This window comes from Methanobrevibacter millerae, from assembly GCF_001477655.1.
GTDB lineage: Archaea > Methanobacteriota > Methanobacteria > Methanobacteriales > Methanobacteriaceae > Methanocatella > Methanocatella millerae_A.
The window spans coordinates 361961-375793 of record NZ_CP011266.1 but is presented as its reverse complement, the minus strand read 5'-3'; the positions used below and the strand labels follow the sequence as shown (position 1 = coordinate 375793).

The 13833-nt window shown below is 32.4% G+C and carries 8 protein-coding genes; 3 read left to right on the top strand and 5 right to left on the bottom strand.

Annotated elements, in window-relative coordinates; all coding sequences use genetic code 11:
* Positions 1 to 205: 205 nt before the first annotated feature.
* Positions 206 to 5791, bottom strand: a complete 5586-nt coding sequence (locus SM9_RS01320; RefSeq protein WP_058738423.1) for a beta strand repeat-containing protein — start codon at positions 5789 to 5791, stop codon at positions 206 to 208.
* A 443-nt stretch (positions 5792 to 6234) separates the two neighbouring features.
* On the opposite strand from SM9_RS01320, the gene SM9_RS01315 reads away from it, so the two are divergent.
* The gene (locus SM9_RS01315; protein WP_058738422.1) at positions 6235 to 7416 is read left to right on the top strand and encodes an AAA family ATPase; all 1182 of its coding nucleotides are present in this window, start codon (positions 6235 to 6237) and stop codon (positions 7414 to 7416) included.
* 284 nt (positions 7417 to 7700) lie between these two features.
* On the opposite strand, the gene SM9_RS01310 is transcribed toward SM9_RS01315, so the two are convergent.
* From SM9_RS01310 to tnpA, 3 genes are all read right to left on the bottom strand, one after another.
* Positions 7701 to 9227: an Ig-like domain-containing protein gene (locus SM9_RS01310; RefSeq protein ID WP_157064627.1), complete on the bottom strand. Its 1527-nt coding sequence runs from the start codon at positions 9225 to 9227 to the stop codon at positions 7701 to 7703.
* Between the two features lie 89 nt (positions 9228 to 9316).
* Complete coding sequence (locus SM9_RS01305; protein ID WP_058738420.1) at positions 9317 to 10585, bottom strand: RNA-guided endonuclease TnpB family protein; 1269 nt, start codon at positions 10583 to 10585, stop codon at positions 9317 to 9319.
* A gap of 92 nt (positions 10586 to 10677) precedes the next feature.
* Positions 10678 to 11082 carry an IS200/IS605 family transposase gene (gene tnpA / locus SM9_RS01300; protein ID WP_058738419.1) on the bottom strand — a complete coding sequence of 135 codons (405 nt, stop codon included), beginning with the start codon at positions 11080 to 11082 and terminating at the stop codon, positions 10678 to 10680.
* Between the two features lie 151 nt (positions 11083 to 11233).
* Between tnpA and SM9_RS01295 the strand changes: the two genes are divergently transcribed.
* Together SM9_RS01295 and SM9_RS01290 are read left to right on the top strand one after the other, a co-directional pair.
* On the top strand, positions 11234 to 12085 hold the full coding sequence (locus SM9_RS01295; RefSeq protein WP_058738418.1) for a CPBP family intramembrane glutamic endopeptidase: 852 nt from the start codon (positions 11234 to 11236) through the stop codon (positions 12083 to 12085).
* A gap of 121 nt (positions 12086 to 12206) precedes the next feature.
* On the top strand, positions 12207 to 13076 hold the full coding sequence (locus SM9_RS01290) for a CPBP family intramembrane glutamic endopeptidase (protein ID WP_058738417.1): 870 nt from the start codon (positions 12207 to 12209) through the stop codon (positions 13074 to 13076).
* 32 nt (positions 13077 to 13108) lie between these two features.
* On the opposite strand, the gene SM9_RS01285 is transcribed toward SM9_RS01290, so the two are convergent.
* Complete coding sequence (locus SM9_RS01285; RefSeq protein ID WP_058738416.1) at positions 13109 to 13684, bottom strand: hypothetical protein; 576 nt, start codon at positions 13682 to 13684, stop codon at positions 13109 to 13111.
* Positions 13685 to 13833: the final 149 nt, after the last annotated feature.

Sequence of the window (13833 nt, the reverse complement as noted above, 5' to 3'; positions counted from 1 at the left end):
CATTCAACAATGATAAAATGATTACTATATATAGTGATTAATAATATTAAAAATTAGTTAAATAAATTGTTGTTTTAATGAATAATGAAGTAGAATATATTTAAAAATCAGACTAATAAAATATGCATTTAACAAATTAACTATTAATTTATTTATACATTAATACAATTAAAAAATAGAAAGTGAATGAAGTTAATCATCCACATTAGGCAGATATTGTTATAGTGTTTGCAATGTTTGTACCATTATAACTGGAAGTTATAACATATTTTCCAGGCATCAAACGAATGTTTAACTTAGCCTGACCTGAAGAGTCAGTTACCCTATTGTATAAAACACCGTTTATGTTGAATTGAACCCTTTGTTCAGCATAAGGTTTTCCCTGGCCGTCAACAAGAGTTGCAATGAACTGATCTGGAGTGCCGTACTTTTTAGTTAAGTCATCTGCAGTTAAAACAGGCAATACTTTAATATTGTTGGATACTCTGCAATCTTTATATTCAGCAGTGATTATGTAATCACCAGGATGCAGATTAATGTTTAATTTAGCAATACCAGATCCATTAGTTTGACGAGTATACATAACACCATTGATGTTAAATGTCACACTCTCACCAGCACCAACAGGATTACCATCATCACCAATGACTTTAACAGTGTATTGTGTTGCGTTTCTGTAGTATTTGACCAATTCTTTGTTTTCTATGAGTCTTGAAATTACAGTAACATTGTTTGCAGCATTTTCACCTGTTTCAAGATTCATTGATGTGATGATATATTGACCCTGTTCAAGATTAATGTTTAATTTGGCAAGACCGTTATTTCCTGAGATTTTGCGGTCATACATTACACCGTTGATGTTGAATCTTACCATTGTCCCATCAGCGAGGTAATTTCCTTGGGAGTCCTTAAATGTTGCATAGAACTGTGTTGCATTTCTGAAAACTTTAACCAAATCAGTTGCATTAACAGTAGACAAGACAGTGATCTTTGAATAGACGGTATTATTGCCGACTATTGTGGTTACGTTATATTGTCCGCTGATTAAACTGATGGCTATGCTTGCAGTACCATTCACATCAGTTGTTCTGGTATAGTTAACGCCAGCAACATTAATGATTACAGACTGATTAGCCAAAGGATTATTCCTAGAATCAGTGACAATGACAACAAAGCTTTCAGGTCCATTATAATATTTAGTTAAATCCGAAGCAGAGACATTTACTGTGTTATCTTTAACGTTAACTGTAACAGTTGTTGAGTTTTTAGCATAGATTTCATTATCACCAACTTCAAGGGTAATGATTGCTGTACCTTCACCCACAGCGGTAACAATACCATTTTTATCTACAGTGGCAACAGATTCATTACTGGATGTGTACTTAATTTTAAGCAATATTGTATCCGGTTTTATAGTTGCATTAATTGCGTATGTTTCATCAACTTTTAAATTCAAAGTATCATTTTCAACACTGACACTAGCGTCGTTTAATGCGACATTAACGGTTATTGTCTTATTTTCAGCAGCAGTATAATTTTCATTACCGGCAAAACTGACTGTAATAATTGCTTGACCTTGACTATTAGCAACAATAGTTACATTATCTTCAACAAAAACAATATCCTCATCACTGGATGTGAAAGTCAAATTACCTGCACCTGCAGGAGTTAAATTCACTAAAACAGGGACCTCATCACCTACTTTTAAATCGAGTGTTTCATTAGCTAAAATGATTTCAGTAGATAATTTATTTACAGTGATGTTGGCTTCTTTAGTTATTGGATTGTGATTTTTGTCAGCTATTGTTGTTACAGTCAATGTGTAATTTCCTGCACCTAAACCTGAAATTGGAATAGTATAATTATTGACAGTTACATCAACGCCATCAATCTTACCAGTAATACCTGTTGCTCCTTCAGCAGCCACAGTAATGTTTTTACTTTCACCATAATCCAATTCAACATCCTCTAATGTTAAAGTAGAGTTAATTTTATTAACAGTAATTCCAGCGGTTTCTGTTACAGCAGTATGGTTTTCATCAGGAACTGTAGTAACATTCAAAGTATAAGTTCCAGCAGCCAAACCAGAAACAGTAATCTTTTTACCATTTACACTAACAACAGCAGAAGACTGATTAACAACATTAGCAATAACTTGACTTGCACCAGTGAAAGAAACATCACAAGAACCTTCACTATTATAATCAAATTCGATATTATCAACTGTTAATGTGGATTCTACTTTATTTATAGTAATTTTAGATGTTGCGGTTACAGGATTATGATCCTTATCAGGGATTGTTGTAACGGTTAATGTGTAGTTTCCTGCAGCTAAATCAGAAATCAGAATAGTATAATTATTAATCACAGTAACATTAGTTCCATTGATATTAGCTTTGATTCCAGTGGCTCCGGTAGTTGTTACAGTAACATTTTTGGATTCGCCATAATCTAAAGTAACATCATCAAGTGTTATTGTTGAATTGACTTTATTGATTGTTATAGTTCCATTGTTGATAGTGACATTGTCAAGTCCAACATAGGTTGCATTGACTTTATATTCACCATAATCAGCAAATGTATATTTAGCCCACCAGGTACCATTACCTGAATAATTTGCTTCAATTACCATGCCATCGGCAGTACCATCTAGTAAGATAAATAGTAATTTACCATTTATGACTTCATTTGGAATGTTGGACTTTGCAGTGATGTTTACTGTCCTGTTGTTGGTTGTCTGAGGAGTAACATTTGCATATAATTTCATGTTTGTACTTATTTTTTCAGCTTCAGTATAGTAAGAATCTGTATTATGGCGAACAATAATGCAATAATCACCAACAATATCTTCTAGAACAAATTTACCATCTGAATCTGTGACTTTAGTTATATTCATGATATTGCCATTGACAACTCCAACCACAGTGATGTTTTGACCGGCTTCATTTTTGGACCTGACTACAGGAGAATCATCAGTGTTTGCAATTCTATTCGCTCCCCAATAAGTCACATTGGAAAAATCAACATCTCCATTAGAATAAATTGCATTTAAAAGATTATCATTACCTGTGAAAGTAATTGTAATGATATTATTTTCATTTATAGTAACATCTAGATTTTCTGCATTTGCTCTATTGTTTAAAAAACAGGAATTGGAAACATTTTTAGAGTCTGATGTACTGTATATGAAAATTGCAGAACCGGCAGTCGCATTATTGCCTGTAAAATTACAATTGTCTATTTTACCAGAACCCATCCAGATAGCACCACCATTATAGCTAGCATTATGGTTAACAAAATTAGAATTTGTTACACTGCCAGTTGACATCCAGATAGCACCACCATTGCCGTTGATTGCTTGGTTGTTGATAAAATTACAATTTTCAACATCACCAGCAAACAACACAACAGCACCACCATCATCACCAAAAGCATTGTTGTTGGTAAAATTACAATTTACTATTTTTCCTGAATTCATCCAGATAGCACCACCACCATCACTACCAATTGCCCTGTTGTCAACAAGATTACAATTTGTCACAAAAGCATTACTGCCCCTAAAGTAAATTGCCCCTCCAGTTCTTGTTGCACTGTTATTAAAAAGATTACAATTCTCAATACGGCCTGAATTGTCAAAGTAAACGGCACTACCATGATTAGCAGAGTTATGAGTAAAATTACAATTTGACACAGTACTGCTTGAAGAACTGAACCTAATTGCGCCCCCGTCACCTGTTGCTCTGTTATCAGTAAAATTACAATTTTCTACACGGCCGGAAGATATCCAAATAGCACCTCCATGACTGGAAGCAGTATTATTAATAAAATTACAATTTGTCACATCACCATTATCATTAAAGTAAACTGCACCACCATCATCATTTGCAGTGTTGTTAGTAAAATTACAATTTGTCACATTACCAGTACTAGTGAAGTAAACTGCACCACCCTTATAGGTTGCAGTGTTGCCAGTAAAATTACAATTTGTCACAGTACCAGTCTCATTAAAGTAAACTGCACCACCATCTCCAGTTGCAGTGTTGTTAGTAAAATTACAATTTGTCACATTACCAGTACTCTGGAAGTAAACTGCACCTCCACGATAAGCAGAGTTGTCAGTAAAATTACAATTTGACACAGTACCAGTCTCATTAAAGTAAACTGCACCTCCACGATAAGCAGAGTTGTCAGTAAAATTACAATTTGACACACTACCCGTATTAAAGAAGTAAACTGCACCACCCTCACCAGCAGTGTTGCCAGTAAAATTACAATTTGTCACAGTACCAGAATACATCCTGATGGCACCACCCCAACTGCCTTCACCAGTTGCAGAGTTATTAACAAAATTACAATTTGCCACAGTACCTGTGCCACTAATAATTGCACCACCATTAGATGTTGCGGTGTTGTTAGTAAAATTACAATTTGTCACAGTACCAAAAGACATCGTGATAGCACCACCCCGAGAGTCAGTACCAGTTGCTTTGTTGTTAGTAAAATTACAATTTGTCACATCACCCTTACCATTAAAGAAAACAGCACCACCATCTCCAGTTGCTTTGTTGTTAGTAAAATTACAATTTGCCACATCACCCTTACCATTAAAGAAAACAGCACCACCATCTCCAGTTGCAGTGTTGCCAGTAAAATTACAATTTGCCACAGTACTAGTACTCTGGAAGTAAACTGCACCACCATATCTATTTGCAGTGTTGCCAGTAAAATTACAATTTGACACAGTACCTTGATTAAAGAAGTAAACTGCACCACCCTCTCTATTTGCAGTGTTGTTAGTAAAATTACAATTTGTCACAGTACCAGTACCTTGGAGGTGAACTGCACCACCACCATCATAAGTGCCAGTTCCAGTTGCTTTGTTGTTAGTAAAATTACAATTTGTCACTTCACCATTGCTATTGAAGTAAACAGCACCACCATCTCTATTTGCAGTGTTGCCAGTAAAATTACAATTTGTCACTTCACCATTGCTATTGAAGTAAACTGCACCACCATCTCTATTTGCAGTGTTGTTAGTAAAATTACAATTTGTCACATTACCAGTACTGTAGAAGAAAACAGCACTACCATTTACAGTTGCAGTGTTGCCAGTAAAATTACAATTTGTCACATTACCAGTACTGTTGAAGTAAACTGCACCACCATTTACAGTTGCAGTGTTGCCAGTAAAATTACAATTTGTCACAGTACCAGAATACATCGTGATGGCACCACCAATTGAAGCAATGTTATCAGTAAAATTACAATTTGTCACAGTACCAGTACTATAAAAGTAAATTGCTCCTCCACCACCATCAGAATTAACATTTTTAATGGTTAGGTTTTTAATTGTTACGCCTGAACCACTAATATAAAATGCCCTGATTGTTGATCCGTTCATGTCAATGACTGCACCGTTACCATCAATGACTTTATTGTCCTCAAGGATAGTAATGGGTTCACCCCCATCGTAAGTATAGTTTTTATGGATTAAATTAATGTTTCCTGGCTGGCCAATTTCTTCAGCCAAATCAAAATATGTAGCTGAATCCGCACCCAATACCTCAGTATCAGTTTGCGCAATAGCCTCATCATAATCAGTTGAAGCCAATTCATCGTTTTCTTCACTTGTTTGCAGATTATCCTCAATAATATCCTTATCAACGGATAACCCAATAGTATTTGTATCCTCACTTGCTAAAGTATCATCTATTTCACTTGCACTAACACAAGTTATACTTAATAGAAAAACAGCAAGCACCAGCATGAACATTATTTTCTTGTATTTCATTTTCTCCCCGAACTCCTGAAAATTGTATAATAAAAATGTTTTATTTCATTCAAACAATCATAAAAATACATGTCCTTTGTTTAAAACTTCTAAAACATGACTAAAAGTCTATCCACCAATATATAAATATATAACGATTTTGAAGAACGGGGGCAGATAAACTGATATTTATATACCCATTGATTTGACAGTGACAAATGAATAATGAATTCATCAATATGGTTGATGATTAAATTTTTTAAATTCATTAAATTACTTATTTTATGATTTAAAGAGTTTTAATGAAAAATAAAAAAAGGCGTTGGTTGATGATTAATATTTTGATGAAAAAATTAACAAGTATAAATCTTTATACTCCACCAGATAAGTATAATTTTTTATACTATATAATAAAGTATAATTTAATATACTAGTATAAATAAATAAACTAATAGGTGAATTAAATGAATTCAAAACCATTATTTTTACACAACAATTTAGATGAATATTTCTACAACAGAAAAGAAGATATCAAAAAACTCAAATACCAAATAGATTCCCTAAATTACTCCTTACCCCAACAGATATTATTAACCGGATACAGGGGAGTAGGAAAAACCTATCTTCTAAAAAAAATAATGACCGAAATAGAACCCAATATAATATGCACATACATTGATATCGCAAAACTTTATGCACGAACAAAGGAAGAATTAACAATAGAAACAGTGCTTATAGAACTATTAAAAGAAATGAATCAAAACATACAAGCAAATAACTACAAAAATAAGTACAAAGCAAAAATAACTGAATTAATTAATAACCTAAAACTCAAAAAATATGATTTCCATGACATAACCACCATACTAGACATGCCCATACCTAAAACTGAAACCAACTACGGAAAATTAAGTCAATTTGTAATGGAGTTTCCTCAAAAAATAGTAGATGAACTGGATGAATTAAATGGATTCGTAATAATCATAGATGAATTCCAAATGTTAAGAAAAATAAATCATCTTGACAAATTCTTTTGGTTAATTCGAAGTTACAACCAAACACAACATAATGTGAGCTACATATTTACCGGATCAATATCAAGAAGTTCAGATATTATAAACGAATTAAATGGTGAAAGCGGAGCATTTGGTGGAAGATTACAACAAATAACAATTAATCCATTCAGTAAAGAAGAAACAAAAGCATACTTTAAAGACAAAATGAGCGAAATAAAATTCACAGAAGAAGGATTCGAAAGATTTTACAAATGCACAAGAGGAATACCATTATATATAAACAGTTTTTACAATGTAATGGACAGCAATCAAATATACACACCAGAAATAGTTAAAAAAACATTTTTCACAAACATGGAACAAATCCTAATAATGTGGATAAAAATTTGGAGCAGCTTAAACAACAACGAAAAAAACATAGTCGAACAATTAGTTGAAGAAGATTCACTAACCTGGAGCGAATTACTAAAAAAAACAAATATTTCAAGAGGAACATTTAATAAATATCTAACAAGCCTCAAAGATAAAGGAATAATAAGTTACAGAAACAAAAAATATTCAATCGAAGATGAAATGCTTAAAACATGGTTAAACTATGAAAAAGAAGTATATGGAATTTATCCATTATAAATCCCACATCTTCTTTGGTTTCAAAATGAGCCAAACAAAATATAAAACCGTCAAACTAACAAACTTATCACAATTAGAGTCTTTTATATTCCATTTTCACCATACACCTAAGTTCATAAACTGATATTTTATATAACTATTTATTTGACAGTGCCAAATGAATAATGAATTCATTAATATGGTTGATGATTAAGTATTTTTAAATTCCTTAAATTACTTATTTTATGCTTTAATGTATTTTAACAGGAAAAATAAAAAAAGAGTGAATGAATATTATCCATCCACTAAGCATAAATTATTATAGTATTTGCTATGTTTGAACCATTATAACTTGAAGTTATTATGTATTCCCCAGCCTGCAAGTTAATATTAAGTTTTGCATCACCATAAGCATCAGTTGTGCGATTATAGAACACACCATTAATGTTGAAAGTGACAATTTGATTTGAATAAGGATTTCCTGCATTATCAAGCAAATTAACAGTAAATTTAGATCCGTCATGATAAGACATTTCCAAGTCACTTGCATTTAAAACAGATAAAACCTTAATGTTATTACTTACAGAGCAACCTCCATATTGAGTAGTTATAATATAATCATCAGGATTTAAGTTAACATTCAATTTGACATAACCCGTTGCGTTGGTATGTCTGGTATAGAAAACACCGTTGATATTGAATGTCACTTCCTCGCCTGCACCAACATAGTTTCCTTTTTCATCAGTTATACGAACAACAAACTGAGAATCATTCATATAATACTTTACCAAGTCATGGCTTTCAATGTATGGAAGAACAGTCACCACATTTGATTTGTTTTCACCAGTGAAAGGATTATTGGTGGTTATGATGTATTGGCCAGGGTTTAAATTGATGTTTAATCTGGCAATGCCATCATCATTGATTTGTCTTGTGTAAAATACTCCGTTAATGTTGAATGTAACCTTTTTGGATGAGTTTGTGTGGTTTCCATTGCTATCAAGAAGTCTGACTTCAAATTGGCTTGCATTTTTATAATATTTGACCAGGTCATTTGATTCTATAGTTGAAAGTACAGTTATAGTATTTTTAATGGACTGATTTACCCTTGGATAAGAGGAGGTGATGTTATACATTCCAGGACCCATATTAATCGGCAATGAAGCAGAACCATTAACAATGGTCCTTCGATATTCCTGATTGTTAATGGTGAATACCACATAGTCTGAATCAATAGCAAAAGCCCATACATCAAAGTTTTTCGCTTCGCCATAATATTTAACCAAATCATCAGCCCGTATGAACTTCAAAGTCATTCCAGGCCTGGCGCACGGATTAGAACTATTCCAAATTCTTGGATCATTCAAAATATAATCCGGAATAACAGGAGGATTCTCAGGATCATAATAATCAGCAGGCCAAAGATTAGAACTATTCCAAATTCTTGGATCATTCAAAATATAATCCGGAATAACAGGAGGATTCTCAGGGCCATAATAATCAGCAGGCCAATCTTCAACACTTAAATGAAGACTACCATTTTCCAAAACCAGGACATCATTTTTGTATTTGTTATAGATTTCACTAAACCAGTCCTCAATATTTTGATTATGATAGTAAAAAGGAGTACTATTTTCCCAATTAGAAGAGGGAGTATAATTTTCCTTTTGATGAATATTTCCATTTCCAGATTCATCATCAAATGACGGCAGCGAATCATCAGCAGCATCAAAGTCAACAAAAGATTCATCAGTGCAATTTAAATCATCTGCACTGACAGCGGCTATTGATAAAAACATGATTAATGTCAAGACAAAAATGATTTTTTTCATGATATAAAATATGATGGACATTCCATAAAAATATTATGAAATATTAAAATTCATATCGCAAGTACTTATTGATTGAACTTCCGCCAACTTTAAGAAGTTGGGGATTCTCGATTTTTTAACATGCCCCTTGTTGAGTGGAATGTTAATACTTTCGAGCCGATACCCGCGCACCGCAGGCCATGACAATCCCAATATGAAATTGTCTTTATTATTTTTTCTCGGATTAATCTTAATCCTTCATTTTTTATATTAATACTTGCGTTTAAGTCTCTATCATGATGTTTTCCACATTCCGGACAGATCCATTCTTCTTCACTTAATCCTAAATCATGATATTGGTATCCGCAGTTGCTGCATTTTTGGCTTGAAGGGAAAAATCTTCCCACTTGAATTATTTTACGATTGTTACGCTCTGATTTGTATTTTAATTGTCTTAGTATCTCGTATAATGATATGCGTTGTAATTTTGGAGCCCAATGCTTATTTTTAAACCATCCTTTTATGTTTAGTGTTTCTAGTGCTATTACCTGATTGTTTTTTACTATATGGTGTGTGATTTTGTGATATTGGTCGTTTTTCTTGTTGATTTTCTTGTTCAATGCTTTCCAGTATCTTTTTTGAGCTATACGATATCGTTTGCTTCCCGGTTGTTTTTTGCTCATTTCACGCTGATAATATTTAACGTTTTTTTCTTCTCGTGTTAAATCAAATTCTTCGATTTTTAAACCGTTGCTACAGGTTAATGGTCTTCTGATGCCTATGTCAATGCCTACTGCTTCAAAACTGTGTTCCAAGGGAGTATGATTTGTGTTGATGTTTATTATTCCTGTGTATATGCCGTTTTCGTGTTTGATTGTTATGTTGTTGATTTTGGATTCCTGTATTTTTTGTTTATGTTCTTTGCTGGTTTTGAATTTGATTTTACCAATTTTTGGTATTTGTATTCTGTTTTTTCGTTCATTTAAGTGGATGTTATTGTTGTTGGCTTGTATTCTAAATGAAATATTAGGATTTTTTTCTGATTTGAACTTGGGAAATCCAGCACCTTCTTTTTTATGTTTATTATATGCTTTTATAAGATCCCGGTAAACCTGTTGCCGGCTGCTGGATTCGCTTTTTTCAAGGAACGGATATTCACTTCTTAGTTCTTTAAGGATATTGTTTAATGTTTTCTGTGTTGGTTTCACATTTTCATATTTGATTTTTACAAGCATTTTATTCCAAATAAAGCCCCTATTTCCAATATTTTGATTAATTATCTTTTTCTGCTCATCGGTAGGATATAATCTAATCTTGATTGCTTCAGTTACATCTTGTTCTCCCCCATGATAGTTATTTTCATCAATACGACTTGACATGTTTAATATATTAGAAAACAACACCTATATAAAGAAAGTGAGAGAGCATTTGAAAACTAATCATTTCAAATGAAAATTATTGATTAATTATATTATTTTTCTCGTTGTCGTTCAATATACTGACGGATTGTTTCAATATTTGCTCCACCAGTTGTTGTAATAAAATAACCTGTTTTCCAAAATGCACCTTTCCATAAACTCTTTTTTAAAACTGGATATTGTTTCTTTATTATTCTGCTACTTGCACTTTTATAAGAATTAATGAATTTAACCAAATTTGTACTTGGTTTGGCTTCAAATAAAATATGAATATGATCAACCTCCCAATTCGCTTCTTTAACTTGAATACCATATTTAAAACCAATATTATCAAAAATAACCATTAATGAATCGAATATATCTTCATTAATTACCTTTCTACGATATTTAATCACCAATACTAAATGATAAGTTAATATGTATACTGAATGCTGATTCCTATTCAAATTACTGCTCATAATAATTATTATAAGAAAATAACTATTTAAAAATTAAAAAAATAATAGTATACCCAACTTGCAATTCATCCACAACTTTACAGAAGTTGTGGTATTCTTGCATCATTTAGATAAAAAAAATAATATATAACTTAAATAAATACATATCATTATGACAGAAAAATCAGATTTTATTACATTACCGGCATCATTTGAAAACTACAAATGGTATAAGCCGATTCTTGTTATAATTGCAACCATAGTAATGTTTGCAATATTTAGTGGAATACTAATAGCTGTATTCAGTTCAATCTATGGATGGAACTTCATATTGTCCATGACTCATGGCTATGAGGTTATGAATACCGAAATGGGACAGATATTCACTGATTTAGCCGTAATCATCCTGATTCCATCACTATTTGTCGCCACAAAAATCGTGAAAGACAGACCGTTTTCATCATACTCCTCTTCACGTGGAGGATGGAACTACAAGCTCTATTTCAAAGCTATGATAATTCCATTTATCATATACATAATCTTTGAAGCGATAAGCCTCGCCATTAATGGTGCAAAAGGAACAAATCATTTTTCATTGCTGTTTCTTTTCATATGCATTGTACTGGTGCCTTTGCAGTGTATTGCTGAAGAATACATATTCCGTGGTTTAATAATGCAGTCATTCGGATCATGGTTTAAAAATCCTATTTTAGTACTAGTCATCCAAGCCATAATCTTTGCAGCAGCACACGGATACAACAGCTTAGGAATCTTTGAAGTATTTGTTTCAGGTCTTGTTATGGGATTCTTTGCATGGAAAACCAACGGTCTAGAAGTAGGTGCAGCACTGCATACTGTAAACAACATGATTGTTGCATTGACAGTGATGTTTGGACTTGAAATGACCTCATCAACAGCAAAATTAAATGACGTCATATTAGCAATAGTTTTGGAAATAATACTTTTCGCTGTAATGTATTATGTGGGCCAGAAAACCAACTGGTTCGGCGAAATTGAAAATTAAATTATGATTATTCTTCGGAGTAATCAACTTTTTTTCTTAAACTATTATTTAAAGACCATCACAGCACTATTTTTAAAAATATGGTAAAATACATATATTGACTAATCAAAAACATAATAACATGACAGAAAAAAATAAAATATCTGAATTTATTACATTTCCGACAACATTTGAAAACTACAAATGGTATAAGCCAATACTAGTTTTCATTGTTACAGCAATAATGTATCTTATATTAAATGGTATTATTACATTAATCTTTTATGCAATATTTGGACAAAATATGATAAGTTCCATTGTGTTTGGCGGATATGAAGTAATGAATACAGAAGCAGGACAAATTTATAGTGATTTGGGAATTATCATTATACTCCCGGCACTCTATGTTGCAACAAAAGTCATAAAAGACAGACCTCTTTCATCATATGCATCCTCACGCGGAGGATTTAATTACAGACTTTACTTCAAGGCATTATTAATTCCAATTATCATATACGTAATCTTTGAAATAATAAACATTTTTACTGTTGGAATAAAAGGAACAAATCATTTTTCAATACCGTTCTTTATTGTATGCCTTATTTTAGTGCCTCTGCAGTGCATCTCTGAAGAATTTGCTTTCCGTGGTTTGATTATGCAAAGCATAGGATCATGGGTTAAAATACCTGTTCTGACAATTGTTATTCAGGCAATAATCTTTGCAGCATTACATGGTTACAATAACCTAGGAGTCCTCATTATTTTTATCTCAGGACTAGTTATGGGATTTTTCGCTTGGAAAACCAACGGTATAGAAATAAGCTCCGCAGTGCATACCATCAACAACTTAAGTTCAGCCCTCGCAGTTATGTTTGGACTTGAAATGACCACATCAACAATATCCACTACCGACACAATACTCGGAATCATTATGGAAGTAGTGATATTTGTTATAATGTATCTTGCAATTACAAAAACAGACTGGTTCAGTGAAATCAATGAACCTGTATGATTATTCCCTTTGGAATAATCAACTTTTTTATTTTATGAATTTAGGAATTCTTCAAGTTCCTGCTGTTTTTTAATCCTAATTCTTTCTTCTTCCAGAATTTGTTTCATGCGTTTTTCTCGTTCCAATTCCTCTTTTTGCCAGGTTTCATATAAAGAATTTGATAAACGTTTATCCTTGAGAAAACCCAAATATTTTTCCTGAATAATACTATTTAACCTTAGAGATAGTGAATCATCAGCATTTACAATATCTTCGTAAGTGAAATTTCTGGAAAGCTGAATTGCCTGCGGACCAACGCCCTTGATTTCAAAAGAATATGAATCTCCTGCATATTCAAGATCAATCTTTTGGTCGTAAAGATTATACCTATTATAGAATGCTTCATCCTTTAACTGGCGTCCAAAAATAGAATCGGCAGAAATCATCTCATGCAATTGTCTTTGACTTATATCAGAGTCCTTAACGATGGCTTCATATTTGTAGTATCTGACAATGACCAGTGCATTTTCCCCGATTAAATTAACTACAAAATCATCAAAACGAAATTTGTCAATTCTTGATTTGTCTTTTGAAATACATTCCCTTAATCTGAAAGCTTCAAATTCCATGATAATATATTGTGTTTAAGAAGTATATAAAAGTTGTGTATAAAAGTAAATTTTTTAGTTATTGATGGTAGCTATCGAATCAAAAATAAAATAAATTTACACCAGAGATTGATTATATTAATTAATGTTATGATAATTTGATGATGAAA

Excerpts from the sequence above, each read along its gene's own strand:
- SM9_RS01285 (WP_058738416.1), bottom strand. The coding sequence starts at position 13,684 with ATGGAATTTGAAGCTTTCAGATTAAGGGAATGTATTTCAAAAGACAAA.
- SM9_RS01320 (WP_058738423.1), bottom strand. The coding sequence starts at position 5,791 with ATGAAATACAAGAAAATAATGTTCATGCTGGTGCTTGCTGTTTTTCTA.
- tnpA (WP_058738419.1), bottom strand. The coding sequence starts at position 11,082 with ATGAGCAGTAATTTGAATAGGAATCAGCATTCAGTATACATATTAACT.
- SM9_RS01315 (WP_058738422.1), top strand. The coding sequence starts at position 6,235 with ATGAATTCAAAACCATTATTTTTACACAACAATTTAGATGAATATTTC.
- SM9_RS01310 (WP_157064627.1), bottom strand. The coding sequence starts at position 9,227 with ATGAAAAAAATCATTTTTGTCTTGACATTAATCATGTTTTTATCAATA.
- SM9_RS01290 (WP_058738417.1), top strand. The coding sequence starts at position 12,207 with ATGACAGAAAAAAATAAAATATCTGAATTTATTACATTTCCGACAACA.
- SM9_RS01305 (WP_058738420.1), bottom strand. The coding sequence starts at position 10,585 with ATGTCAAGTCGTATTGATGAAAATAACTATCATGGGGGAGAACAAGAT.
- SM9_RS01295 (WP_058738418.1), top strand. The coding sequence starts at position 11,234 with ATGACAGAAAAATCAGATTTTATTACATTACCGGCATCATTTGAAAAC.